This is a genomic window from Streptococcus sanguinis (assembly GCA_013378335.1).
GTDB lineage: Bacteria > Bacillota > Bacilli > Lactobacillales > Streptococcaceae > Streptococcus > Streptococcus sanguinis_I.
Window position 1 is genome coordinate 307,366 of the sequence record CP040556.1, and the last position, 23,930, is coordinate 331,295.

24 protein-coding genes and 2 pseudogenes are annotated in these 23,930 nt (G+C 43.5%); 16 read left to right on the forward strand and 10 right to left on the reverse strand.

Features of this window, described 5'->3' with window-relative positions; all coding sequences use genetic code 11:
* Nucleotides 1-54 precede the first annotated feature (54 nt).
* Complete coding sequence (locus FFV08_01690; GenBank protein ID QLB53257.1) at nt 55-435, forward strand: PH domain-containing protein; 381 nt, start codon at nt 55-57, stop codon at nt 433-435.
* A gap of 57 nt (nt 436-492) precedes the next feature.
* Here the strand turns inward: FFV08_01690 and FFV08_01695 are convergent, their stop codons facing one another.
* Nucleotides 493-1,038, reverse strand: a complete 546-nt coding sequence (locus FFV08_01695; protein ID QLB51502.1) for a DUF1307 domain-containing protein — start codon at nt 1,036-1,038, stop codon at nt 493-495.
* A 166-nt stretch (nt 1,039-1,204) separates the two neighbouring features.
* On the opposite strand from FFV08_01695, the gene FFV08_01700 reads away from it, so the two are divergent.
* The 4 genes from FFV08_01700 to FFV08_01715 all read left to right on the forward strand — a co-directional run bounded on the left by FFV08_01700 (nt 1,205) and on the right by FFV08_01715 (nt 8,048).
* Entirely contained in the window at nt 1,205-5,593 is a 4,389-nt protein-coding gene (locus FFV08_01700; GenBank protein QLB51503.1) for a PolC-type DNA polymerase III, read from the forward strand.
* Between the two features lie 5 nt (nt 5,594-5,598).
* Nucleotides 5,599-6,285 (forward strand): class I SAM-dependent methyltransferase, encoded by a 687-nt coding sequence (locus tag FFV08_01705; protein ID QLB51504.1) that lies wholly within the window; start codon nt 5,599-5,601, stop codon nt 6,283-6,285.
* A 196-nt stretch (nt 6,286-6,481) separates the two neighbouring features.
* Nucleotides 6,482-7,723, forward strand: coding sequence for an aminopeptidase (locus FFV08_01710; protein QLB51505.1), 1,242 nt, complete (start codon nt 6,482-6,484; stop codon nt 7,721-7,723).
* A gap of 94 nt (nt 7,724-7,817) precedes the next feature.
* Nucleotides 7,818-8,048 (forward strand): GlsB/YeaQ/YmgE family stress response membrane protein, encoded by a 231-nt coding sequence (locus FFV08_01715; protein QLB51506.1) that lies wholly within the window; start codon nt 7,818-7,820, stop codon nt 8,046-8,048.
* A 121-nt stretch (nt 8,049-8,169) separates the two neighbouring features.
* Here FFV08_01715 and FFV08_01720 read toward each other — a convergent pair.
* Nucleotides 8,170-8,235, reverse strand: a pseudogene (locus FFV08_01720) (NUDIX hydrolase).
* A 150-nt stretch (nt 8,236-8,385) separates the two neighbouring features.
* Here FFV08_01720 and tnpA point away from each other — a divergent pair.
* Nucleotides 8,386-8,850, forward strand: coding sequence for an IS200/IS605 family transposase (tnpA, locus tag FFV08_01725; protein QLB51507.1), 465 nt, complete (start codon nt 8,386-8,388; stop codon nt 8,848-8,850).
* Nucleotides 8,851-9,016: 166 nt separating this feature from the next.
* On the opposite strand, the gene FFV08_01730 is transcribed toward tnpA, so the two are convergent.
* Nucleotides 9,017-9,649, reverse strand: coding sequence for a peptide deformylase (locus FFV08_01730; protein ID QLB51508.1), 633 nt, complete (start codon nt 9,647-9,649; stop codon nt 9,017-9,019).
* A 193-nt stretch (nt 9,650-9,842) separates the two neighbouring features.
* On the opposite strand from FFV08_01730, the gene FFV08_01735 reads away from it, so the two are divergent.
* Both FFV08_01735 and FFV08_01740 read left to right on the forward strand, forming a co-directional pair.
* Complete coding sequence (locus FFV08_01735) at nt 9,843-11,012, forward strand: MFS transporter (protein ID QLB51509.1); 1,170 nt, start codon at nt 9,843-9,845, stop codon at nt 11,010-11,012.
* Nucleotides 11,013-11,023: 11 nt separating this feature from the next.
* A complete protein-coding gene (locus FFV08_01740) occupies nt 11,024-11,752 on the forward strand; it encodes an rRNA pseudouridine synthase (protein QLB53258.1) in 729 nt (242 codons plus the stop codon).
* Here FFV08_01740 and FFV08_01745 read toward each other — a convergent pair.
* Nucleotides 11,726-11,920: a hypothetical protein gene (locus FFV08_01745; protein ID QLB51510.1), complete on the reverse strand. Its 195-nt coding sequence runs from the start codon at nt 11,918-11,920 to the stop codon at nt 11,726-11,728. The two genes, FFV08_01740 and FFV08_01745, sit on opposite strands and share 27 nt — an antisense overlap.
* Between FFV08_01745 and rpsO the strand changes: the two genes are divergently transcribed.
* On the forward strand, nt 11,919-12,188 hold the full coding sequence (gene rpsO / locus FFV08_01750) for a 30S ribosomal protein S15 (GenBank protein ID QLB51511.1): 270 nt from the start codon (nt 11,919-11,921) through the stop codon (nt 12,186-12,188). The genes FFV08_01745 and rpsO overlap by 2 nt on opposite strands.
* A 310-nt stretch (nt 12,189-12,498) precedes the next feature.
* Here rpsO and FFV08_01755 read toward each other — a convergent pair whose 3' ends face one another.
* Nucleotides 12,499-13,425 (reverse strand): alpha/beta hydrolase, encoded by a 927-nt coding sequence (locus FFV08_01755; protein ID QLB51512.1) that lies wholly within the window; start codon nt 13,423-13,425, stop codon nt 12,499-12,501.
* Between the two features lie 286 nt (nt 13,426-13,711).
* Here FFV08_01755 and FFV08_01760 point away from each other — a divergent pair, with 286 nt between their 5' ends.
* The 5 genes from FFV08_01760 (at nt 13,712) to FFV08_01780 (ending at nt 15,435) form a co-directional block, all read left to right on the forward strand.
* Nucleotides 13,712-14,125, forward strand: coding sequence for a DUF2992 family protein (locus FFV08_01760; GenBank protein ID QLB51513.1), 414 nt, complete (start codon nt 13,712-13,714; stop codon nt 14,123-14,125).
* 36 nt (nt 14,126-14,161) lie between these two features.
* Nucleotides 14,162-14,269 (forward strand): hypothetical protein, encoded by a 108-nt coding sequence (locus FFV08_01765; GenBank protein ID QLB51514.1) that lies wholly within the window; start codon nt 14,162-14,164, stop codon nt 14,267-14,269.
* Nucleotides 14,270-14,313: 44 nt separating this feature from the next.
* A complete protein-coding gene (locus FFV08_01770; GenBank protein ID QLB51515.1) occupies nt 14,314-14,535 on the forward strand; it encodes a DUF4649 family protein in 222 nt (73 codons plus the stop codon).
* A gap of 18 nt (nt 14,536-14,553) precedes the next feature.
* Nucleotides 14,554-14,868 (forward strand): thioredoxin, encoded by a 315-nt coding sequence (trxA, locus tag FFV08_01775; protein QLB51516.1) that lies wholly within the window; start codon nt 14,554-14,556, stop codon nt 14,866-14,868.
* 156 nt (nt 14,869-15,024) lie between these two features.
* On the forward strand, nt 15,025-15,435 hold the full coding sequence (locus FFV08_01780; protein ID QLB51517.1) for a hypothetical protein: 411 nt from the start codon (nt 15,025-15,027) through the stop codon (nt 15,433-15,435).
* A gap of 52 nt (nt 15,436-15,487) precedes the next feature.
* On the opposite strand, the gene pepF is transcribed toward FFV08_01780, so the two are convergent.
* A complete protein-coding gene (gene pepF, locus FFV08_01785; GenBank protein QLB51518.1) occupies nt 15,488-17,284 on the reverse strand; it encodes an oligoendopeptidase F in 1,797 nt (598 codons plus the stop codon).
* Nucleotides 17,285-17,610: 326 nt separating this feature from the next.
* Here pepF and FFV08_01790 point away from each other — a divergent pair, with 326 nt between their 5' ends.
* The gene (locus tag FFV08_01790) at nt 17,611-18,057 is read left to right on the forward strand and encodes a hypothetical protein (GenBank protein ID QLB51519.1); all 447 of its coding nucleotides are present in this window, start codon (nt 17,611-17,613) and stop codon (nt 18,055-18,057) included.
* A 320-nt stretch (nt 18,058-18,377) separates the two neighbouring features.
* Here the strand turns inward: FFV08_01790 and FFV08_01795 are convergent, their stop codons facing one another.
* The 4 genes and pseudogenes from FFV08_01795 to FFV08_01810 all read right to left on the reverse strand — a co-directional run bounded on the left by FFV08_01795 (nt 18,378) and on the right by FFV08_01810 (nt 21,610).
* Nucleotides 18,378-19,421 (reverse strand): hypothetical protein, encoded by a 1,044-nt coding sequence (locus FFV08_01795; protein ID QLB51520.1) that lies wholly within the window; start codon nt 19,419-19,421, stop codon nt 18,378-18,380.
* A 56-nt stretch (nt 19,422-19,477) separates the two neighbouring features.
* Nucleotides 19,478-19,765, reverse strand: coding sequence for a helix-turn-helix transcriptional regulator (locus tag FFV08_01800; protein ID QLB51521.1), 288 nt, complete (start codon nt 19,763-19,765; stop codon nt 19,478-19,480).
* A 75-nt stretch (nt 19,766-19,840) separates the two neighbouring features.
* The gene (locus FFV08_01805) at nt 19,841-21,202 is read right to left on the reverse strand and encodes a multidrug efflux MFS transporter (protein ID QLB51522.1); all 1,362 of its coding nucleotides are present in this window, start codon (nt 21,200-21,202) and stop codon (nt 19,841-19,843) included.
* 336 nt (nt 21,203-21,538) lie between these two features.
* Nucleotides 21,539-21,610 (reverse strand): annotated as a pseudogene (locus tag FFV08_01810) (5-methyltetrahydropteroyltriglutamate--homocysteine methyltransferase).
* Nucleotides 21,611-21,723: 113 nt separating this feature from the next.
* On the opposite strand from FFV08_01810, the gene pnp reads away from it, so the two are divergent.
* Nucleotides 21,724-23,925 carry a polyribonucleotide nucleotidyltransferase gene (pnp, locus tag FFV08_01815; GenBank protein ID QLB51523.1) on the forward strand — a complete coding sequence of 734 codons (2,202 nt, stop codon included), beginning with the start codon at nt 21,724-21,726 and terminating at the stop codon, nt 23,923-23,925.
* Nucleotides 23,926-23,930: the final 5 nt, after the last annotated feature.

The window sequence follows — 23,930 nt, forward strand, 5'->3', positions numbered from 1 at the left end:
CTTATTGGTCTTGAAAATGCTATAGTAGGAAAAAATAGATTGGAGGACCAAATGATGGGATTATTCAGCGGTTTATTAGGCAATGCCTCTCAGAAAGATATTGAAAAAACAGAAAGACAATTGGAGGATATTCTGACATCAACAGAGAATGTAGAACTGGCATTTAGTCTCATTCGCGACTTGATTGTCTTTACAGATAAGCGTTTAATCTTGGTCGACAAGCAGGGAATGACTGGCAAAAAGACTTCCTATAAGTCCTTCCCTTATCGCTCTATCGGTCGCTTCTCAGTAGAAACAGCCGGGCATTTCGACTTAGATGCTGAGCTGAAAATCTGGGTTTCCAGCGCTCAAGAGCCAGCAGAAGTCCTGCAATTTACAAGCGATCGCAGCGTCATCGCCATTCAAAAAGCCTTAGCGGAAGCAGTGTTAAGATAGACAGAAAAAGCCTTCTGAGTATTAACTGTAAAGTTGAATCACTCAGAAAGCTTTTTTTTATTCTTCTGTCAAACCTTGCTCTCTCATAAAGTTAAAGACCTCTTCAGGTTTATCTTGGAGTTTATTAAAGATAGTTTGATTGCTATTAGAACCACCTGTGGACTGAATCAGCTGTTCTTGATCTATTTTGCTGAGGTCAAAGTCAAAAATTGCTGAAGCTATTTTCTTGTCTTCGGAAATCTCAACGTGAATTTCAAGTCCTTTTAACTTTTCCTTGTTTTCTATCATAGAGTTTTTCTGAGCATATTCGCTATAGAATTTTGTTAATTCTTCGACGCTCATCTTTTGATTTTCTTCAGAGATAGTTTGGCTAGCGATGAGTTGAAAAGATACAATCTTCTCTTTTGTATAGAAAAACTTGATTGAATTGGTATAATGCTCATCGATTTTTTTAGAAAAAGTTTTCGTCTTCACCTTTTCTTCTTTTTTGGCTTTGCTTTGACTTTGATTTTGCTTGGGTTTGTTTTCTTGCTTATTCGGATTGGGCATACTGCAGGCAGTCAGGGTCAGCAGACAAGCGCTGGCTAAGAGAATTTTCTTCACAATTAAGACTCCTTTTGATAAATGTTTTTTCTATTATATCATAACTTAGCACCATGAAGAACGACTTGATAATTGTGTAGGAACTCGCGCTTTGCCCTACTCTTTTTCTATCGAAAAAAGTACTGATTTATGGTAAAATAGGGTCACTACTGTACGAGGAAATGTCATGTCAAACAAGTTTGAAATTTTAATGAATCAGCTGGATATGCCACTGGAAATGAGAAATTCAGAGGCCTTTTTGAATGCAGAAATTGAGAAGGTTCTGGTCCACAAGGTCAGTCGGGTCTGGGAGTTTCATTTTTCTTTTGCGAATATTCTGCCCATTGAGATTTTTCGGGAATTGCAGAAGCGCCTAGCTCAAGAGTTTTCTAAGACGGGCAATCAAGCTGTTTTTGAAATTCACTGTCAGGCACCTCGGATATCGGATGAGCTCTTGCAGGCTTATTACCAGCTGGCCTTTGAGGAGGGGCCTTGTGCCAGTCATGGCTTCAAGAGTCTGTATCAGGATTTGCGGGTTCATTTGGATGGGAACAAGCTGCTGATTGAGGGGGCTTCGACCATTGATACGGAGCATTTTCGGAAGAACCACCTGCCCAATCTCAGCCAGCAGCTGGTCAAATATGGCTTTCCTCAGTTGACCTGTCTGGTTCAGCACAGCGATGAGCTGACCCAGCAGCAAGCGGAGAATTTCCAGGCTGAGAATGACAAGATTGTTCAGGCGGCTAATGAAGAAGCGCTCAAAGCCATGGAATCCCTGCAGCAGATGGCACCACCGCCAGAGGAAAAGCCAGCCTATGACTTCCAAGCTCGCAAGGCTGCGGCTAAACCAAAGCTGGACAAGGCAGAGATTACCCCTATGATTGAAGTTCAGACTGAGGAAAACCGTCTGGTCTTTGAGGGAATGGTCTTTGATCTGGAGCAGAAGGTCACTCGGACCGGCCGGGTCTTGCTCAATTTCAAGATGACAGACTACACTTCCAGCTTCTCCTTGCAGAAATGGCTGAAAAACGAAGAGGAAGCCAAGAAGTTTGACATGATTAAGAAAGGTGCCTGGCTGCGCGTGCGCGGAAATGTGGAGATGAACAACTTCACCCGTGACCTGACCATGAATGTGCAGGATGTGCAGGCCGTTACCCACTATGAGCGCAAGGATTTGATGCCTGAGGGGCAGAAGCGGGTTGAATTTCATGCTCATACCAATATGTCTACGATGGACGCCCTGCCTGAGGTAGAGGAAATCGTTGCAACGGCAGCCAAGTGGGGCCACAAGGCTGTCGCCATTACTGACCATGGCAATGTGCAGAGCTTTCCCCATGGCTACAAGGCTGCCAAGAAAGCTGGTATCCAGCTGATCTACGGTATGGAGGCCAATATTGTAGAAGACCGGGTGCCTATCGTCTACAATGAAGTGGATATGGAGCTGAGCGATGCGACCTATGTGGTCTTTGACGTGGAAACAACAGGGCTTTCAGCTGTTTACAATGACTTGATTCAGGTTGCTGCCAGCAAGATGCACAAGGGCAATATCATCGCTGAGTTTGATGAGTTTATCAATCCTGGGTATCCTCTTTCGGCCTTTACGACGGATCTAACCGGGATTACAGATGAGCATGTCCGCAATGCCAAACCGCTAGAGCAAGTGCTGAAAGAGTTTCAGGAATTTTGCCAGGACAGTGTTCTCGTTGCCCATAATGCTACCTTTGACGTGGGCTTTATGAATGTCAACTATGAGCGGCATGGCCTGCCAAAAATTACTCAGCCAGTTATTGACACGCTGGAATTTGCCCGCAACCTCTATCCAGAGTACAAGCGTCATGGTTTGGGGCCTTTGACCAAGCGTTTCCAGATTGCTCTGGAGCACCACCACATGGCCAACTATGACGCGGAAGCGACAGGCCGCCTCCTCTTTATCTTTATCAAGGATGTGGCTGAAAAGCATGGTGTGACCAATCTCAAGGATTTGAATACGGATCTGGTCGATGAGAATTCCTACAAGAAGGCGCGGGTCAAGCATGCGACCATTTATGTGAAAAATCAGACGGGACTCAAGAATATTTTCAAGTTAGTCAGTCTGTCCAATACCAGGTATTTCGAAGGTGTCCCGCGGATTCCACGGACCGTGCTGGATGCTCATCGTGAAGGCCTGATTCTGGGCTCAGCCTGCTCAGAAGGCGAAGTCTATGATGCTGTTGTCTCTCAGGGGGTGGATGCGGCTGTCGAGGTAGCCAAGTATTATGACTTTATCGAGGTCATGCCACCGGCTATCTATGAGACACTGATTGCCAAGGAGCAGATCAAGGACCAGGAAGAACTGCAGACCATTATTCGCAATCTGATTGAGGTCGGAGATCGCTTGGGCAAGCCTGTCCTTGCGACGGGGAACGTCCACTATATTGAGCCGGAAGAAGAGATTTACCGTGAGATTATCGTCCGGAGTCTGGGTCAGGGAGCCATGATTAACCGGACTATTGGCCACGGTGAAAATGCTCAGCCTGCGCCGCTCCCTAAGGCTCACTTCCGGACCACCAATGAGATGCTGGACGAATTTGCCTTCTTGGGCGAGGACTTAGCTAAGAAGCTGGTTATCACCAATCCCAATCAGCTGGCGGAGACCTTTGAGCCGGTCGAGGTGGTTAAGGGCGACCTCTATACACCTTTCATTGACAAGGCTGAGGAGACAGTTGCCGAGCTGACCTATCAAAAAGCTTTTGAGATTTATGGCAATCCGCTGCCAGATATCGTGGACTTGCGGATCGAAAAAGAATTGACCTCCATCTTGGGTAATGGTTTTGCCGTGATTTATCTGGCTTCGCAGATGCTGGTGCAGCGCTCCAATGAGCGGGGCTATCTGGTAGGCTCGCGGGGGTCTGTCGGGTCTAGCTTTGTCGCGACCATGATTGGAATTACCGAGGTTAATCCTTTGTCGCCCCACTATGTCTGTGGCAAATGTCAATACAGCGAGTTCATCACGGACGGCTCCTATGGTTCTGGCTTTGATATGCCAGACAAGGACTGTCCAGAGTGTGGTCACAAGCTGAGCAAGAACGGTCAGGATATTCCTTTTGAGACCTTCCTTGGATTTGATGGGGACAAGGTACCTGATATTGACTTGAACTTCTCCGGAGAGGATCAGCCGAGCGCCCACTTGGACGTGCGGGATATCTTTGGTGCGGAGTATGCCTTTCGGGCTGGTACTGTTGGTACCGTTGCGGCTAAGACGGCCTATGGATTTGTCAAGGGCTACGAGCGCGACTACGGGAAGTTCTACCGAGACGCAGAAGTTGAGCGTCTGGCTCAGGGAGCTGCTGGAGTCAAGCGGACGACTGGACAACACCCGGGTGGAATCGTTGTTATCCCTAACTATATGGATGTTTATGACTTTACACCGGTCCAATATCCAGCTGACGATGTGACGGCCGAGTGGCAGACCACCCACTTCAACTTCCACGATATCGATGAAAATGTCCTCAAGCTAGACGTTCTGGGACACGATGATCCGACCATGATTCGGAAGCTTCAGGACTTGTCTGGCATTGATCCTAATGACATTCCTATGGATGATGCTGGCGTCATGGCCCTCTTTTCTGGAACAGACATTTTGGGTGTGACTCAGGAGCAAATCGGCACGCCGACTGGTATGCTGGGAATTCCGGAGTTTGGAACCAACTTTGTACGGGGCATGGTCGATGAGACCCATCCGACGACCTTTGCGGAGCTCTTACAGCTATCTGGTCTCTCTCATGGTACGGACGTTTGGCTGGGCAATGCTCAGGACTTGATCAAGCAAGGGATTGCTGACCTGTCCACCGTTATCGGCTGTCGGGACGACATCATGGTTTACCTCATGCACAAGGGCTTGGATCCTAAGATGGCCTTTACCATCATGGAGCGCGTGCGGAAGGGCCTTTGGCTGAAGATTTCTGAAGAAGAGCGCAATGGCTACATCGCAGCCATGAAGGAAAACAATGTGCCAGAATGGTACATCGAGTCCTGTGGAAAGATCAAGTACATGTTCCCTAAAGCCCATGCGGCGGCCTATGTTATGATGGCCCTGCGGGTAGCCTACTTCAAGGTGCATCATCCGATTTATTACTACTGTGCCTACTTCTCTATCCGAGCTAAAGCATTTGATATCAAGACCATGAGTGGCGGACTTGATGCCGTCAAACGCCGGATGAACGAAATCGCTGAAAAGCGCAAGAACAACGAAGCTTCTAATGTAGAAATTGACCTTTATACGACTCTGGAAATCGTCAATGAAATGCTGGAACGGGGCTTTAAGTTTGGGAAGCTAGATCTCTACAAGAGCCATGCGACCGAGTTTCTCATCGAAGGAGATACCCTTATTCCTCCTTTTTCTGCCATGGACGGTCTGGGTGACAACGTTGCCCGCCAAGTGGTCAGAGCGCGGGAAGAAGGCGAATTCCTCTCTAAGACAGAGCTCCGCAAACGTGGCGGCCTCTCTAGCACCCTAGTCGAAAAAATGGACGACATGGGCATTCTGGGCAATATGCCTGAGGATAACCAGTTGAGTCTGTTTGATGAGTTTTTTTAAGAAGGATGTTTATGGAAAATATTACGGAACAATTTAATGCGGTTGCTTTAGAATATGATTGGGTAACCACTCTTTTGGAAGGCAAGCCCGATTATCTACTGGATAATTTGCCTGACAGTAGAGTTTCCGCTTTGGATATTGGTTGTGGCGGAGGGAATACCTGCATTTTTCTGTCTTCATATTTTCAACATGTGACAGGAATAGATCTTTCTGCGGATTTTCTGCAGATAGCAAAAGATAAAGTAGAAAAAGAAGATTTACAGAATGTAGAATTACTGCAGGATGATTTTTTAACCGCTGTTTTTGAGAAACAATTTGATTTTATTTTCAGTCGAACGACATTTCATCATTTGGATATCCCTGAAGCTTTGGAAAAATGTAAGAAATTACTAAAGCCAGGTGGCATCCTGTTTGTTATGGACAATGTATCAGAAAAGCCCACTCCTTCAACTTGGACCTATATTGTAGGCGCTTATTTAGATTTTCCTCGACACTGGAAAAGATTCGGCTTGAAAAATGCCAGAAGAATCTTCAAACATAGCACCTCCAAATCTTGGCTCAATCATTTAGCAACAGATCGCTACCTTTCTAAAAAAGGATATGAAGAGATTTATGGGAAGTTGCTGCCAGGCTGTAAATTAATTTCGGATGGCTGGAATATGAAAGTCATCTGGCAAAAAAACAGTGTATGATTAGCAAAGAAAGGACTATCTCATGAAACTTACCATTTCCGCTCAGGATAAGCCTGCGCAAAAGGTATTTGATTACCAGCTGGATCTTGATCCAGATACGATTTTGAAAATGACCGCTTTGATTTGCGGTACAGTGGCAGCGGTTGGTCTGTTGTCCCTGTTTAAAGAGAAATAAAAAAAGAAAAGGAGAAGCAGCATGGTTCTGCCAAATTTTAAAGAAAACTTAGAAAAATACGCTAAACTATTGGTTGCCAATGGGATCAATGTGCAGCCGGGTCACACGGTGGCGCTCAATATTGATGTGGAGCAGCGTGAGCTGGCACACTTGATTGTCAAGGAGGCCTATGCTCTGGGGGCTCACGAAGTTATCGTCCAGTGGGCGGATGATTTGACTACACGGGAGAAATTCCTCCATGCGTCGATGGAGCGCTTGGACAATGTTCCTGACTATAAGGTAGCTGAGATGAACTATCTCCTTGAAAAGAAAGCCAGTCGCTTGGGCGTTCGTTCATCTGATCCGGGGGCTTTGAACGGCGTGGATGCTGAGAAATTATCAGCTTCTGCTAAGGCTACGGGGATAGCCATGAAGCCGATGCGGATTGCAACGCAATCCAATAAAGTCAGCTGGACAGTCGCTGCAGCGGCTGGTACAGAGTGGGCCAAGAAGGTCTTTCCAAATGCAGCTAGCGATGAGGAAGCGGTAGACTTGCTCTGGGATCAGATTTTCAAAACCTGTCGTGTCTATGAGGATGACCCAGTAGCCGCTTGGCAAGCTCATGAAGAAAAACTCAGCTCAAAAGCGAAGGTTCTAAATGAGGAGCAATTCACTGCTCTGCACTACACATCGCCGGGAACTGACTTGATATTGGGCTTGCCCAAGAACCACCACTGGGAGTCAGCTGGCAGTCTAAATGCTCAGGGCGAGTATTTCATTGCCAACATGCCGACAGAAGAGGTCTTTACAGCACCAGACTTCCGCCGAGCTGAAGGTTATGTGACCAGCACCAAGCCACTCAGCTATAATGGCAACATCATCGAAGGTATCAAGGTGACCTTCAAGGATGGCCAGATTGTGGACATTACTGCAGAAAAGGGCGACCAGGTTATGAAGGATCTTGTCTTTGAGAATGCTGGTGCGCGTGCTTTAGGTGAGTGTGCCTTGGTACCAGATCCAAGTCCGATTTCCCAGTCGGGCATCACCTTCTTCAATACGCTTTTTGATGAAAATGCTTCTAACCACTTGGCTATCGGTGCAGCTTATGCGACTAGTGTAGTCGGCGGAGAGAATTTATCTGAAGAAGAGCTAGAAGCAGCGGGTCTCAACCGCTCAGATGTCCATGTGGACTTTATGATTGGTTCAAATCAGATGGATATTGACGGTATCCGTGAAGACGGCAGCCGTGTAGCAATCTTTAGAAATGGAGACTGGGTAATTTAAGATTTCAAGCTGCCTTGAATGGCGCATTCCATAATGACAGATTCCACTTGCTTCTTGAGAAGCCTTACTAGAAATATAGAAAGAAGGGGAATATATGATTGGTAGTATGTTTGTCGGTTTTATTATCGGCCTTATCGCTGGGGCTATTACCAGCCGCGGGGAGCGCATGGGCTGTATTGGGAAAATCCTCTTGGGCTGGTTTGGTTCCTTGATAGGTCAATTTCTCTTTGGCCATTGGGGGCCAATGCTTGCTGATACAGCTATTGTTCCATCAGTGCTAGGAGCAGTTATCCTCTTGGCTATTTTCTGGAGACGGGATAGTTAGAATAGAAAAAATGAGGCTGGGACAAAAGTCCTAGCCTCTCAATTGTCTTTGGATTGTCGAGCAAGACGCAGTGGTTGAGTGGGCTCTATTACGCTGATTTCATCAGCTTTTACAGCCCTACTCAACTGTGCGGAGGTGGGACGACGAAATCGAATTCTAACGAATTACCGATTTCTGTCCCACTCTCATTATTGACTTTCAGTCTGTCTCGCTCCGCTAGGTGCGAGACAAATAAACCACCCGCTATGCGGGTGCGCATCGAAGGTTATACCAAAAAAACTCCAAACGCGATACAATAAAGGTGTTCAAGCCAATTGTGAAGCGAAAGGAGAAAAATATGGCGCAAAAGGCACATAGTTTATCACACACAAAGTGGATGTGTAAATATCACATTGTGTTGACACCTAAGTATAGACGAAAAATTATTTATAATCAATATCGAAACAGTTTGGGTGAAATATTTCATCGATTATGTAGTTATAAAGGTGTTGAAATTATCGAGGATCACTTAATGCCAGATCATGTATATATGTTGGTAAGTATTCCACCGAGGATAAGTGTTTCTAGTTTCATGGGGTATTTAAAAGGTAAAAGTGCTCTCATGATGTTTGATAAGCACGCCAACCTAAAGTACAAGTTTGGGAACCGACATTTTTGGGCGGAAGGTTATTACGTGAGTACAGTAGGACTTAATGAAGCTACCATTAAGAAATATATCCAAGAGCAGGAAAAGCATGATATAGCGTTGGATAAATTGAGTGTAAAAGAATATGAGGATCCCTTTAGGGATAGTGGTAAGTGATGCAAACACCTCTTTGAGAGGTTTGTGACGAGTCAAAAGCAATGAGGCTTGAACAAAGTGAAAGCCAGCGTCTTTAAGCGCTGGCTGGTGATGTGGGCTTATAGCCCTGGTACAAACCACCCGTTAGACGGGTGGTTATGATTTTTGATAATGATATATAAGTTATTTACTCAATCACCAACATGCCGTCTTTGACTGCAAATGGGTCTTTTTCATTGATGCGGTCGTAGAACATGATGCCGTTGATGTGGTCAATTTCATGCTGAACAACAATGGCGTTATAGCCCTTGAGCTTGATACGATGCTTTTGACCGTCCTTGTCAAAGTAATCCACTGTCACTCGCGCATGCCGAACCACGTAGCCCGGTACTTCTCGATCGACTGATAGGCAGCCTTCACCATCAGCTAAAGCTGCATCCTGAACGGAATGGGCTACAATCTTAGGATTGTACATCAGTGTTTGCAAACTATAAGCTTCCTTAGGCGGATTGCCCTCTTCGTCCTCAGGGTTGGGAACTAAAACAGCGATGAGCCGTTTGGAAATATCCAGCTGGGGAGCAGCTAGACCAACACCGCCGCGAAGCCCCATTTTTTCTGCCAGGACTGGATCCTGGGAATGCTTGAGAAATTGCATCATCTTCTCGCCCAGAATGATTTCCTGGTCTGATAGAGGGAAGCTGACTTCCTCAGCGATAGCGCGCAGGGTCGGATTGCCCTCGCGGATAATGTCCTTCATATCAATTAAATGGGCTGGTTTGGTTAATCGTTCAATAACAGATGTTTTTTCACTCACAGACATGATTCTCTCCTTTTTCTATCCTTCATCATAACATAAAAGCTGTAAGAAATAAAGGCGGGAGCGGTTTTGACTGCCTGGCAGTGCCTGATTTTGAATGGAGCCACAGCGACCCATAATATTCCTGACAAAGAAATTGCGTCTTGACCCAAAAAACTGTATGATAGAGGTAGTGTGAATTTTAAAGGAAAATAGAATGAAAAAATTGATGGAAAAGGTGAGTATCCTCTCGCTTTCTTTGATTCTGACTACGGCTTTTTCGATTTCCAGTGCCCAGTCGGCCATGTTTGCTTTTTATAAAGGGATTCCAGAAAGTTGGGTAGAACTTCTGGTTTCTTTGCCTTCGGCTGGGATTATGATTATGTTACTGTTTAATAGGGTCATTGAAAAATACCTGACAGAGCGTCAGATGATTGTGAGCGGACTTCTAATCTTTTCGCTCTGTGGGCTTCTTCCTCTTCTTAATCAGTCTTACTGGCTGATGTTTGCCTCTCGGCTTGTCTTTGGGATGGGAATCGGTCTGCTCAATGCCAAGGCGATTTCGATTGTGAGCGAGCGCTACAAGGGACAGGAACGCGTTCGGCTTTTAGGACTGAGAGGCTCGGCAGAAGTAGTCGGGACAGCTCTCTTGACTTTTGGCGTCAGTCGGCTTCTTCCTCTTGGTTGGCAGGCTGCTTTTCTCGTCTATACCTTTGGACTGGTGGTTTTGGCGCTTTATTTGCTTTTTGTCCCTTATGACAAGGTCTCTGAAAAGCAGCACGAGCAGTCTGAATTGACTCCTAAGCTAAGCAGTCATGATTGGCAGCTAAGTCTAGTTTTTGCCTTTGTGGCGGGGGTTATTGTGCTGACCTATATTGCCATCAATGTGCGCGTGCCGGGGATTGTAGAGAAGTCCGGCATGGGGACGGCCCAGACTGCAGGTGTGATTCTTTCCTTGATGCAGTTGATTGGGATTGCAGCGGGTATCAGCTTTGCTAGTTTGACACGTCTTTTTAGAGATAAATTGCTGATGCTTTCTGGTCTGGTTTTTGGCCTGACTCAGATTATCATTGGCTTCTCACCTAATCTCTTGTCACTCAGCATGGCTACTATTAGCGCTGGCTTTGTATATAGTGTCGGTCTGACGACCATTTTTTACACCCTGTCCGAGCGCATTTCCGCCCACCTTCTCAATCAAGCCACTTCTATCGTGATTTTAGGCTGCAGTATCGGAGCAACGGCCACTACATTTGTCCTCAGTTTCATTGGGAGATTCTCTAACGCCCCAGCCTTTATCTTCAGCGTTTTGGGGCTGGCTATGATTCTGACCTCGCTCTTTGTTCTAAGATATAGCAAAGAAAAGAGCGGATTGGCTCCAAAAAGCTAGGAGGTTATATGATGCGTCTGGATAAATTTTTAGCAGAAAATGGTCTGGGCTCACGCGCCCAGGTCAAGCAGCTCCTAAAGAAAGGGCTGGTTTTGGTCAATGGCAGAGCAGAGAAATTACCTAAGACCCAGATTGATGAGACAGCAGATGAGATTATTGTTTCTGGCCAAAGGTTGACCTATGAAAAATTCGTCTACTACCTTCTCAACAAGCCGCAGGGAGTCATTTCGGCGACAGAAGATGACCGTCATAAGACAGTTCTGGATTTGCTGGACGAGACTGCCCGTCAGAAAGAAGTGTTTCCTGTCGGCCGTTTGGATATTGATACCCACGGCCTGCTCCTTCTGACCAATAATGGCAAGCTAGCCCATGCCATGCTGTCACCCAAAAAGCACGTAGAAAAAATCTACCGAGCTCAAGTAGCAGGCCTGATGAACCAAGCAGATGTGGAGCGCTTCGCTGCCGGAATAGAGCTGAAAGACTTCACCTGTCAGCCAGCTCAGCTCAAGATTGTAGAGCTGGATGAAGCAAAAGAGACTTCTCTCGTAGAAATTACCCTAGCTGAAGGCAAGTTCCACCAGGTCAAGCGCATGGTGGCTGCCTGCGGAAAAGAAGTCACGGATCTTCAGCGCCTCACGATGGGACCCCTACAGTTGGATCCTGCATTGGCTCTTGGAGAATGGCGGAGGCTGACCGAGGTAGAAATGCTTTCTTTAGAAATCTTTGGGGTTGAATTGTAAATGAAAAAGCCTGAATTTCTCATACAAAAGAGTTGAAACAGAATCATTTGACAAAGGTAGACCTTCTTGGTAGAATAAGTATGTCGTAAAGACAAATAACTTCTTCTTGGTTGCAGGCCATGCCAAACCTGCCACTCGGATGAAGCGTAAAGAAAAGGAGTATATCATGGCAATCTCAAAAGAGAAAAAAAATGAAATCATTGCACAATACGCACGTCACGAAGGTGACACTGGTTCAGTAGAGGTACAAGTTGCTGTCCTTACTTGGGAAATTAACCACCTCAACGACCACATCAAACAACACAAAAAAGACCACGCTACTTACCGTGGTTTGATGAAGAAAATCGGTCGCCGTCGTAACCTCTTGGCTTACCTTCGTAAGAACGACGTTAACCGTTACCGTGAGTTGATTAACTCTCTTGGACTTCGTCGCTAATCTGCTTTATTTTCCACTTACATTGCCTTGTCACCTTACCTCGATATACTCAAGTATTATCTTCGGTTACGGTTCCTAGCACTGTAAGGTAAAATAAACCAGAATGATCTCCCTTCGGGGAGATTTTTTGTTTTCACTAGGATTTTAGCCCGAGCTAAAATTGGCTCTCTGGTTTTAGAGACCTTTTTATTCATCATTCCTCTTAGTTCGTTTTAAGGTGTTCAAGTATCGTTTCCTAGCCTAACCCTTCTAATTTTTCCAAACAAAAAGCTCTTCTATGATGTTAGAAGAACTTTTTCTATCAGTGAATCTACTCTTTCAAGAATTTTTGGATGGCAGGAGCGGCAGTGATAGCAAATTTTTCGTCGATACGGTGCTCTCCACCCTCTACTGTGACCAGCTTTGCATTTGGAATAATCTGGCTCGCTTGAACAGCATACTGGTAGGGCACGACTGCATCATCAGTGCCGTGGATAATGAGGGTCGGAGCGGTGATTTTGGCCTGCTCTGCTTGGATGTCAATGTCTAAGGCATCGATTAGATAAATCTTGCCCAGGGTAGTATTGTGGTGTGTCAGACTATCAGGAAGTTGATCTAGGTCTGGACTTCCAAGCTCGCGGTAGGTTTCCTTGGCATCGTCAAAAAGAACGAAAGCTGGAAAGATAAGCATGAGTTTGTGTACGCGGTCCGGATAAGCAGCAGCATAGAGACTGGCAACGACACCGCCTTGGCTGGCACCGAATAAGCTCATTTTGCTCTTATCTACAAAGGCCTCGGAACTCAGCTTTTCCATGACTTGAGTCAAGTCTGTGAGTTCGGTCTTGACCGACATATTCAGCATATCTTGTCCACCGCTTTTCGATTGGCGGCTGCCACCGTAGAAATCAAAGCTGTAAACCAGATAACCTTGCTTTGCCAGCAGCTGGCTGTACATTTCATATTGCTCAAGGGTGTTGTTAAATCCATGTGCGATAACAATAGTCGGCAATTTTTTACTCTTGTAGTCAGAAGGAGCAGTAATCTTTCCGTAGAGTTGCTTGTCATCGTACGAAACGCTGTACTCTTCGGATACGATGTCTTCTGTCGGAGTCGGTTGCTTGTCGCTCTTCTCGCTAGAGGCTGTCTGTGTGGTTTCTGGCTTAGGAGGGGTAGGATTGGCTCTGTTTTGGAAATGCCAGAAGAAAATAGCTAGAGCGGACAAACTCAGGATGGCTAGAAAAGCCCAAAGGTATTTCATAGTTCTCTCCTTTCAGTATTTGTAGTATTATAGCGGAAATGAAACTGTTTTACAATACGAGAGCTTTCTTTTTTTAATTTTTCTGGATTTCATACAAGAAAATCCAATCCAGTCATCTAAGCGAGATTCCGATAACCTTGAGTTTTTTAGAAAATCTTGCTAAACTGTAGCTACTAAGATAAAAACACAGTTCTGGTTGGTAGTCCAGACGCAAAAAATCCATTTTTTGTCAGTAACCTTCCTCCTTGGTTGTCCATTCTTAGGAATTTTTAAAGGAGGGGCTGTCATGGATAAGATTTCAATGACGCTGACAGTTTATTTTGAAGAGGGATTTTGGCACGGCCTTTTCGAGCAGGAACATGCTAAATCTTATAGAGTTTGCCGAGTCACCTTTGGTGCAGAGCCTAGTACGCAGGAATTGTTGGATTTTCTAAACCGTTATTATCATCGGTTGCAGTTTAGTCCTAGCATTAGGGTGAAGGAGCAGACTAAGTCGGTCAGTCCTAAACGCCTGCAGAGACAGGCTAAAAAGGAGCAGATGGCTTCACGTTCTTCAAAGTCTCAGGAAGCGCTGAAGCTTCAATTTGAAGAGCAAAAGAAAATCGCTCGAGTCAAGCGCAAGCAGCAGAAAGAACTGGCTAAGCAAAGGAAATTCGAACTCAAACAGCAAAAACGATTGGAAAAGCACAAGGGGCATTGAGCTTGGTTTTTCTTATTTATATGAGAAAGTCTTCCGATGGGAGGCTTTTTTGTTTGTCAGGAAATCGGTGAGTTGCTTGAAAAGCCAAGTGATTTCTCCAAGTCGTTTTATTTGACAGATGTAACCAAACTTATTACAATATAATCATAAAATAAAAATTATAAGAGTAATTTGAAAAAGGAGAAATTATGATTGAAATTACATATTTGGATGCTGTCAAGCAGGAGCGGAAGATGACCTTTGAGTCTTATCAGGAGTTTGAGCAGTCCCAGCAAGCCTGCTTGATTGGAGTGGCAGATTATTACCCAGTTAAAAAATTGACTTATAAAGGCCATGATTTGAACTACCAGGGTACTTACGGCGACGTCTTCTTTTTCCTGATGAAGCAGGATTTGACAAAGTTTGACTAAGAATAAAGGAGAAAAATAATGGTAAAAGCAATCACAGATGCAACATTTGAGCAAGAAACAAAAGACGGCTTGGTGCTGATTGACTTTTGGGCGACTTGGTGCGGGCCTTGTCGCATGCAGGGACCAATCCTTGATAAGCTCTCAGAGGAACTTTCCGAAGACGAGCTCAAGATTGTCAAGATGGATGTGGATGAAAATCCAGCTACAGCACGCGCCTTTGGTATCATGTCTATCCCGACCCTGCTCTTTAAAAAAGACGGTCAAGTCGTCAAGCAGGTGGCGGGCGTTCATACTGCCCAGCAGATTAAAGCGATTGTGGCAGACTTGGGATAAAGTGCGTGGAAGATTAAATTAGACCTATTTAAAATTGAGACTGCTCAGGTTATAGAGTGGTCTTTTTTATTGCGATTATAACAATAAGGAGTCAATTTAAAAATTTTGTTCGAAAATTCACTTTTTAAGGTATAATAAGTAGAAGTATTATTTCCAATGGGTCTCGTTAGGGAGCCGGGTTATTTAAAACATGATGGGAATGTGGTAATGTTAATGATTGAGTTGCTAAAACATCTTTTATTTGTTTTTATGATTTTTACACCATTTGTTGCCCCAGCGGTTTTGTGTTTCTTTGTGGGATGGATGATTCCTAGAGAGCAGATCACTCAAAAAAGAATCATACTAGTATTAGCCTTGTTGATCCCTGTTTTGCTTTTAATTTCCTATTTTGCCCCTCAGATTCTAGGTCTGGTTTTTTGGAGTCTGATTTGGTTTTTCATCGGGCTGCTCCGAATGAAGAATTATACTAAGTCACAGTACTGGACAAGATGGCTTATATTTATCGCTTGTTTTAGTGCCTACATTTTACTTTATTTCCATTTTTTTGGGTCTCTTAATTTTTATTAAACTATTTAAAAATCAACTTGAAGCAAATCTTCAAGCTGATTTTGTTTATTCTTTATTCCCCCAACTCCTCGCTGTAGGCAATAATCTGATCAACTGTGTCAGACAAGAATTGGATGGTGTCGCGGAGTGGTTTATCCGTCGAAATATCTGCTCCGATAATCATAGCTGACTCAAGCGGAGTCTTGCTGCCGCCAGATTTGAGCAGTTCAAGCCAGTCACGGGCACCATTATCGTCATTTTTAAGATGTAGGTAGCCTGCAGTAGAGATGACCAGACCAGCTGAGTAAGTATAGCTGTACAGCCCCATGTAGTAGTGGGCTTGGCGCATCCAAGTCAGGGCAGCGTCGTCGTCAATCTCAACAGCATCGCCCCAGAAGTCTGTCAAGACTTCTTTCATGAGAACGTTGAGTTTGCTTGCGCCGAAGGTTCCGCCTTCTTCAATCAAAGTATAGACCTTGCGTTGGAAGGCAGCTTCCAGCAAGTGAGTAATGAAGTTGTGGAAGTAAGTATCCGTCAGACGGTGAGCCAGGGCAAAGCGTTTCTGGCGTGGATTATCAAACTGGTGTTCCAGGTAATCACTAAGCAGGAGCTCATTAAAGGTAGACGGTGCTTCCACATAGTAGGTAGACATGTGGGCGTTAAAGTAGCTTTGGTGATTGTCAGAGAAGATAAACTGACCAGAGTGTCCAATCTCGTGAATCAGAGTATAGACATCACTCATACGGCCAGTCCAGCTCATGAGAACGTAAGGGTGGACCCGATAAGGATCAGCAGCATAGCCTCCAGAGTCCTTTCCGGCATTGGCGGCAAAGTCTACCCAGCGTTCTTCCTTGTAGCGGGCAACTTCTTGGCAGTATTCTTGTCCGAGTGGCTCGACTGACTTCATGACCAGGTCATAGGCATCATCAATGCTGACTTCGGGATTAAGCTCGCTGTCCAAGTCCAGCTTCCAATCGGCAAAGGTCATTTTTCCAAGTCCATTTACCTTGGCGACATGCTTGAGATATTTCTGAGCTACTGGGGCAAATTCGCTCATAATCAAGTCGATCTGCCGGTCGAACATAGAGCGATCAACTTCTTGCTCTGCCAGTAAGTAGTTAAAGACAGAGTCATAACCTTTCATGTCAGCCAGCAGTTTTTCAGACTTGACCTGAGCCAGATAGGCAGCTGCAGCAGTGTTTTGGTGCTGACGAAGACCTTCTGAGAAAGAACGGAAAGATTTTTCGCGGATTTCTGCATTTTCATGGTTTTGATAGAAATTCTCATAGGTGACAAAGCTATTTTTGTAAACTTTGCCGTCTACTTCAAAGTCAGCCATAGCAAAGTCGCCGGCCCGCATCTTGGTGTAAATATCCTGTGGACTGTAAAAGACTTCACCTAGATTGGTCAAGGCTTTTTCGACATCTGCTCCCAGATAGTGGGCTTTTTTGATTTTAGCTTGGCGAATGGCTGAAGTCAGATGGGGCTCTTGACCTAGTTTTTCTAAGACAGCTTCATCTGCACCGACCAAGGCGTCGTCAAAGAAGCTGAGGGCAACATTGGCTTCCGTCTCAAACTCCATAGCTGCTTGGGCAATCTGCGCAAAGCTCTCATCACCAAAGTCAGTGGTCTGTGGCATAAAACCGTAGTTACCGATATGGCTGATTTGGATATAAATCTGCTCTAACTCAGCAAATGCCCGTTCAAAACCTTCGAAAGTGCTAAGCTTGCCTTGGTAATCACGGACGAATTTCTGGATGTCCTCTCTGGCCTTTTCAATAGCCCGTAGGAAGTCCTCCTGGTCTTGGTAAAGGGCCGTTAGGTCCCAGAGTTCATTTTCCGGAAATTCAGAACGATGTTTTTGTTCCATAGTTTACTCCTTTTGTCATATATAGAAATAGTATAGCAAAAAATCCCCCAAAATGTCTTTCCGAGAAACCATTTGAAATGAAAAAGAATGCTGATAAATCAACATTTTTTATGTTCACTGTGAGAATAATAAAACAATTTGTCTGTTTAGCTACCAAAAGCTACCAAAAATGTCTAGTCTTTTTTCCCAAGTTTTCAGCAATCTCTCAGAAAAAAATTTTTTTAAATCTATTGACAGAAGCGCAAAAGTATGGTACACTAATTGTAACTAGATTTCCGCTAGATTAAGAGTAGTGGGAACTAGAATATACAATAGGAGGTTCTATCATGTTAAATATAGAACAATATGAAAATGGATTGGGACTTGTATACAAATTTGGTGAGAGATTTGATGGGGAACTTAGCGCTAGGGAAGGAATAAATATTTATGCCCTTCACGCCAAGGAACACGATGGGAAAGTCCTTTTAACCATGGAGAGAGGACCAAGAAAAGAATATAGACACATGATTAAAAAAATCATTCTTACTGTAAAAGACGGTAGTTATGCAATTATTGCAGATGTAGAAGATACAAGCAAAGGAACAAAAAAACCAATCCCCAATGGCTATACAGTTCCGTCAATCTGGGAAAAAGAACCGGAAAACATGCACTGGTTCGCACTCTATAATGTAAAGCGTATTAGAATAGAGCCGGACACATATACTTCCGTAAATGGCAAAGATTTATTGCAAAGTATCTCTGGGAATGCTTATATGGTATATGTTACACTCTAAGAATGAATAACACAGTTATTTATAAAACAAGAGGCTGGGACAAAAGTCCAACCTCAAATATAAAAAGCGAACAAAACTAGTTTTCTGGTAATCAGAATTCTGCTTTGTTCGCTTTTCGCATTTAATTATAGATTTGAAGGGCTTAATAATTAAGATTTTTAAAAATTGAAATCTTTTTGTCCCAAACTCTTGTTTGATTTTGTAAAAAGGCTTCTCCCAAATAACTTTTACAAAAACTAATATTTTTGAATTTTTAATAATCCTTCAATATTTTCGAACCACACCATCTATACTTATTACAATTATCTGTTTAAACTAAATCATTGTTTTTTAGTTATACCAATTTCATACGAACTAATAAATTTCTTTAATTCCTCTTTTGTATTTTTCATTTGGGCAAGAGATTTTTCTAGTTCTTTTTTATCTTTCTTGTCCATATCTAATTCAGTATCATAACCAAGATTTTCTAAATTTGAAATTGAATTACTGAATTCATTATAAATAGTTTTCGCTACTCCAATATCATTATTTTTATTTAATACAAAAACTTTTACTACTGTTAGTAACTTCGAACACAAGACCATATTTTGAGTAGGATTAACTAACACTTTTTTCAACAGTACAAAAGAGCTACTACTCATCATTCCAATATTTAATCCCAACAAGGCACCACCACCAGCTATTACCATTGTCCCGCCTGCAACTCCTAAACCACCAGCTGCAATAGCACCTCCTCCTAGATAGGCTAAAACTGCATTTGTTAATGCAGCTCCAGAAAGTCCTGCGAATTGACTTCCAAGTAATGTCACTGCAATTTGTGGTGCAAATACTGCACCGATACCAGTAAATAATAATGCCAAACCTAGGCTTGCCAAAGCTGTGTTAATGTAAAAATTCTTTTTTTTAGTTATTTTTCCAAAAGATTTTTTATAAGTTTTTTTCATTTCTGAGTACAGCTCTTTGGACATAAAGTTGCTAACAATAAATTCTTCTAACCACGAATTTTTTGAATTATATTTTATTTTACTTTTTTTATCGCTTGTATTCAGTGGATAATATGGTTCAAAAACATATGTCTCCAAAGTAACTAAATCAAGCCAAATGGAATTCAACTCAACTTCTTTTCTAGAAATCCAATTTTTTAATTCCTCTTCATCTTTTAACCACTCAATAATATAATCTTGGTATGTCTCTGAAAAAACTAACTCAATACCATTTTGCCATTCATTCAACCATTTAGTCTTTTCTTCTTTTAAAGTTTGATTTTTCTCGTTTTTTATATCTTCAACGGTTTTTAAAAACTGAAAATTATAGAGAATTTCAGTTTGATCCATATCTAAGCCTAATAATTCTAGTGCTTCCATATTTCCACTCCTTCTAAATTTTATATAGATAGTTCAAGTTATCTTCCCGACAGTAACTAATCTTTCTTATTCATCAAAAATTGCTTTAAAACACTAATAATTTCTTTTTTCTCCTTTTCTGTCAGTTCATACTCCCTCAATAAACTAACAATTTCTTCTAGTCCATCATCACGTCCGTTCAATGTTTCAAAAGAAGTATTAAATATTTTAGCTAGTTTCTCTACTGTTTCATCTTTTGGATTTCTTCCTCCGTTTTCCCACCTAGCATACTGGGCTTGAGCCACACCTAACTTTTCAGCAACTTCTAATTGAGTAAGTCTTGCATCTAGACGGGCTTTTTTAATATATTCCCACTATTTCTAATTGGAGGAGAAGTATAAGTCAGTATTTTTTAGATGTTTATCACTTGAGGATAAAAGTCAATGTTTCTTTGCTGCAATCCTTTTAAAAAGCAGTAGATAAGATAAGAATACGAAGATAACCAAGCCCAATAAAAGGGTAAAGACGTTTTGAGTTCCTTTTGTCATATTGGGAGCTTGATTGGCGATGACAGCAGTTACTGCGGTACCTATAGCACCCGCAAAGGTCTGGGCCAGCTGAAACAGCGCGGTCGTATCTGCAGTCTTTCCTTTATCAACTTGAGTCGTCGCTAGAGCTAGTGTGTTATTAAAGGCCATGTTTCGCCCCAAGGTAAAGCAAATATAAATCGCAATAACAGTTGCTAAGGTGACTTCTTTTGTAAAGATAAGGAGCAAAAGTACAGCAAGGAAAAGAAGGAAATTTCCTGTAAAAAGGGTTGGTTTAGGACCTTTTGTATCATAGAGTTTGCCAAAGAGAGGAGAGAGGAAAGCTCCGAGCATGGTTCCTGGAAGCAGAGCAAAGCCTGCCTGAGCGGTTGAAATGTCTTTTTCTATGACCAGGAAGTTGGGAATCAGAAAGTTGGCCGATAGGTTGATAAATTGAAAAATAAAGAAGGGTAAAATAGCCAATAAGACCGTTGGTTGCTTTAAAATCCGAATATCTAGGAATGGATGATCGATTTTCAAGCTTCGATAGATGAAGCAAGCTAGTGGCAGTAGGCAGAGAACAAGATAGAGCCAATCGATATGTCCTTCTTCTAAGCTAGAGATAGCTACAATGGCAAAGACGAGTGAGCTTGCTAAAAGGAGAAATGAGAGGAGATCAAAGGCGCGTTTCCTAGACTTCTCGGAATTTCTTAAAAAGAAAAAGCCAAGAATAAAGGAAATGATTGGGACAGGAAGAATAAAGGTATAAATCATATGCCAGTCAAAACGACTAATCATAAAACCACCGTAAGTCGGCCCAATTGCTGGTGCTAGGCTGACCACCATCCCAGACAAGCCCATGTAGGTTCCAATTTTTTGCTTAGGAACACGCTCAACGATCAAGTTAAAGAGCAAAGGAATGGCTAATCCAGTAGCTCCTCCTTGCAGGATTCTCCCTACCATCAAGATGGGAAAGCTTGGAGCCAACATGGCAATCAGTGTGCCCAAGCAAAAGTTGGCCAGAGCGGTAAAGAGGATGGTTCTCTCTTTCCAATTGTGGGCCAAGGTTGCTCCTAAAGTAATCGTAATGGCCACTGCTAACAAATACCCTGTTGTAATCCATTGCAGCGTTCCCAATCCTAACCCAAAGACCTTGCTTAGGTGTGGGAAGGTTACGTTCATACTGGTTTCGGATAAAATGCCTGCAAAGCTGACTAAGGCTGTCGCAAGGAGCGAGAAAAAATCTTTCTTTTCAACTGTTTGATGTTCTGGCACGATTGTCTCCTTTACATGTTTGAAATGAGTCACTGTATTTATTATAAAGCAAGAAGTTCTCTTTGAAAAGTGAATGGTGGTTATACCGCCATCCTATTTGACGAATCGAAAGGGAAAAAACGAATTCTGACAGCTAACTATAATCAGCTATAGAAAAGAAAAATAGATTTTCAGTACTTTTCTAGAAAAAAGCCATTTTCAGACTTTTTCTTTTGCCTGAAATTGTGGTAAAATAAGGTCTGTACGTGCTTGATACAAAGATGAGGGTATAATAAGCTGCTAAGGCCATGATATTAAAGTCACAGTGCTAACTGAACACTTCCTATGAGTTGCTTAAGGGCTTAATATCTTGATGAACTGGACACGACCTAAAAGCTGTATAAAAAAGATAAACTGTCTTTTCTTCATCGAAGACTTCACCAGTTTCCTATTTTTACTTTGCTTTTGACGGTCTTAATATCTTGATCTTTGTAGCCAAGACGTATGAAAAAATTTGAGCATGTGCTCGGCAAGGAGTCTTTATGACAAAACAAGTTTTTAAAACCGTTTTTGCAGGCCGTGAGCTGGTAGTTGAAACCGGTCAGGTTGCAAAGCAGGCAAATGGCAGCGCCGTTGTTCGCTATGGAGAAAGTACCGTTTTAACTGCGGCCACCATGTCCAAAAAAATGGCTACTGGGGACTTTTTCCCATTGCAGGTCAACTATGAGGAAAAAATGTATGCAGCGGGGAAATACCCTGGTGGCTTTAACAAGCGCGAAGGTCGTCCGTCAACAGATGCGACTTTGACTGCCCGCTTGATTGACCGCCCGATTCGTCCTATGTTTGCGGAAGGTTTCCGCAATGAAGTTCAGGTTATCAATACTGTTCTTTCTTATGACGAAGATGCTTCGCCTCAAATGGCTGCTATGTTCGGTAGCTCTCTAGCTCTTTCAATCTCAGATATTCCTTTTAATGGCCCTATCGCAGGAGTTCAGGTTGGCTATGTAGATGGTGAATTCATCATCTACCCTAGCAAGGAACAAAAAGAAGTTTCGCTTTTGGAACTGACAGTAGCTGGTACCAAAGAGGCTATCAACATGGTAGAGTCTGGAGCCAAGGAACTGACTGAAGATATCATGCTGGAAGCTCTTCTCAAAGGGCACGAAGCGGTTAAAGAATTAATTGCCTTCCAAGAAGAAATTGTCGCAGCAGTCGGTAAGGAAAAAGCGGAAGTAGAATTGCTGCATGTTGATGAAGAGCTGCAGGCAGAGATTGTCGCAGCCTACAACAGCGATTTGCAAAAGGCTGTACAGGTAGAAGAAAAACTGGCGCGTGAAGCAGCGACTCAGGCTGTCAAAGACCAAGTCACAGCAGTTTATGAAGAGAAATACGCGGACCATGAAGAATTCGACCGTATCATGCGTGATGTGGCTGAAATCTTGGAACAAATGGAGCATGCTGAAGTGCGTCGTTTGATTACTGAAGATAAGGTCCGTCCTGACGGTCGTAAGGTTGATGAAATCCGTCCGCTGGATGCGGAAGTGGATTACTTGCCGCGCGTGCATGGTTCTGGTCTCTTTACCCGTGGGCAAACCCAGGCCTTGTCTGTTCTGACTCTGGCACCAATGGGTGAGACGCAAATCGTTGACGGCTTGGATCCAGAATACAAGAAACGCTTCATGCACCACTATAATTTCCCGCAATATTCTGTCGGTGAGACAGGCCGTTATGGGGCTCCTGGCCGTCGTGAAATCGGACACGGTGCTCTTGGGGAACGTGCCTTGGAGCAAGTCTTGCCTAGTCTGGAAGAGTTTCCGTACGCGATTCGTCTGGTAGCGGAAGTCTTGGAATCAAACGGTTCTTCCTCACAAGCCTCTATCTGTGCGGGCACTCTGGCTCTGATGGCAGGTGGTGTGCCAATCAAGGCGCCGGTTGCTGGAATTGCCATGGGCTTGATTTCAGATGGCAGCAACTACACAGTTCTGACCGATATTCAAGGTTTGGAAGACCACTTTGGCGATATGGACTTTAAGGTAGCTGGTACCCGTGAAGGGATTACCGCCCTGCAGATGGATATCAAGATTGAAGGAATTACAGCGGAAATTCTGTCAGAAGCTTTAGCTCAGGCTAAGAAAGCCCGTTTTGAAATCCTGGACTTGATTGAAGCGACGATTCCTGCTCCGCGTCCTGAGTTGGCTCCAACTGCTCCGAAAATCGACACCATCAAGATTGATGTAGATAAGATTAAGATTGTCATCGGAAAAGGCGGGGAAACCATCGACAAGATTATCGCTGAGACCGGTGTTAAGATTGACATTGATGAAGAAGGAAATGTATCCATCTACTCCAGCGATCAAGATGCGATTAATCGTGCTAAGGAAATCATTGCTGGCTTGGTCCGCGAAGCAAAAGTGGATGAAGTATACCACGCCAAGGTTGTTCGGATTGAGAAATTCGGTGCCTTTGTCAATCTCTTTGACAAGACGGATGCCCTGGTTCACATTTCAGAGCTAGCTTGGACTCGGACTAATAATGTAGAGGACGTTGTACAAATCGGTGATGAAGTGGATGTCAAGGTTATCAAGATTGATGCCAAAGGTCGGGTAGATGCTTCTATGAAAGTATTGCTGCCGCGTCCGCCAAAGTCTGATAAGCCAAAACATCATCATGACAAGGGACATCATCCGCGCAAGGAGCACAAAGGTCACAATGATCATCAAGAAAGCCCTAAAACAGAAGAATAAGAGGT

What these genes read in the sequence shown, in the direction of transcription:
- FFV08_01690 (QLB53257.1), top strand. Translation starts at nt 55, where the DNA reads ATGGGATTATTCAGCGGTTTATTAGGCAATGCCTCTCAGAAAGATATT.
- FFV08_01700 (QLB51503.1), top strand. Translation starts at nt 1,205, where the DNA reads ATGTCAAACAAGTTTGAAATTTTAATGAATCAGCTGGATATGCCACTG.
- FFV08_01705 (QLB51504.1), top strand. Translation starts at nt 5,599, where the DNA reads ATGTTTATGGAAAATATTACGGAACAATTTAATGCGGTTGCTTTAGAA.
- FFV08_01710 (QLB51505.1), top strand. Translation starts at nt 6,482, where the DNA reads ATGGTTCTGCCAAATTTTAAAGAAAACTTAGAAAAATACGCTAAACTA.
- FFV08_01715 (QLB51506.1), top strand. Translation starts at nt 7,818, where the DNA reads ATGATTGGTAGTATGTTTGTCGGTTTTATTATCGGCCTTATCGCTGGG.
- tnpA (QLB51507.1), top strand. Translation starts at nt 8,386, where the DNA reads ATGGCGCAAAAGGCACATAGTTTATCACACACAAAGTGGATGTGTAAA.
- FFV08_01730 (QLB51508.1), bottom strand. Translation starts at nt 9,649, where the DNA reads ATGTCTGTGAGTGAAAAAACATCTGTTATTGAACGATTAACCAAACCA.
- FFV08_01735 (QLB51509.1), top strand. Translation starts at nt 9,843, where the DNA reads ATGAAAAAATTGATGGAAAAGGTGAGTATCCTCTCGCTTTCTTTGATT.
- FFV08_01740 (QLB53258.1), top strand. Translation starts at nt 11,024, where the DNA reads ATGCGTCTGGATAAATTTTTAGCAGAAAATGGTCTGGGCTCACGCGCC.
- rpsO (QLB51511.1), top strand. Translation starts at nt 11,919, where the DNA reads ATGGCAATCTCAAAAGAGAAAAAAAATGAAATCATTGCACAATACGCA.
- FFV08_01745 (QLB51510.1), bottom strand. Translation starts at nt 11,920, where the DNA reads ATGATATACTCCTTTTCTTTACGCTTCATCCGAGTGGCAGGTTTGGCA.
- FFV08_01755 (QLB51512.1), bottom strand. Translation starts at nt 13,425, where the DNA reads ATGAAATACCTTTGGGCTTTTCTAGCCATCCTGAGTTTGTCCGCTCTA.
- FFV08_01760 (QLB51513.1), top strand. Translation starts at nt 13,712, where the DNA reads ATGGATAAGATTTCAATGACGCTGACAGTTTATTTTGAAGAGGGATTT.
- FFV08_01765 (QLB51514.1), top strand. Translation starts at nt 14,162, where the DNA reads ATGGGAGGCTTTTTTGTTTGTCAGGAAATCGGTGAGTTGCTTGAAAAG.
- FFV08_01770 (QLB51515.1), top strand. Translation starts at nt 14,314, where the DNA reads ATGATTGAAATTACATATTTGGATGCTGTCAAGCAGGAGCGGAAGATG.
- trxA (QLB51516.1), top strand. Translation starts at nt 14,554, where the DNA reads ATGGTAAAAGCAATCACAGATGCAACATTTGAGCAAGAAACAAAAGAC.
- FFV08_01780 (QLB51517.1), top strand. Translation starts at nt 15,025, where the DNA reads ATGGGTCTCGTTAGGGAGCCGGGTTATTTAAAACATGATGGGAATGTG.
- pepF (QLB51518.1), bottom strand. Translation starts at nt 17,284, where the DNA reads ATGGAACAAAAACATCGTTCTGAATTTCCGGAAAATGAACTCTGGGAC.
- FFV08_01790 (QLB51519.1), top strand. Translation starts at nt 17,611, where the DNA reads ATGTTAAATATAGAACAATATGAAAATGGATTGGGACTTGTATACAAA.
- FFV08_01795 (QLB51520.1), bottom strand. Translation starts at nt 19,421, where the DNA reads ATGGAAGCACTAGAATTATTAGGCTTAGATATGGATCAAACTGAAATT.
- pnp (QLB51523.1), top strand. Translation starts at nt 21,724, where the DNA reads ATGACAAAACAAGTTTTTAAAACCGTTTTTGCAGGCCGTGAGCTGGTA.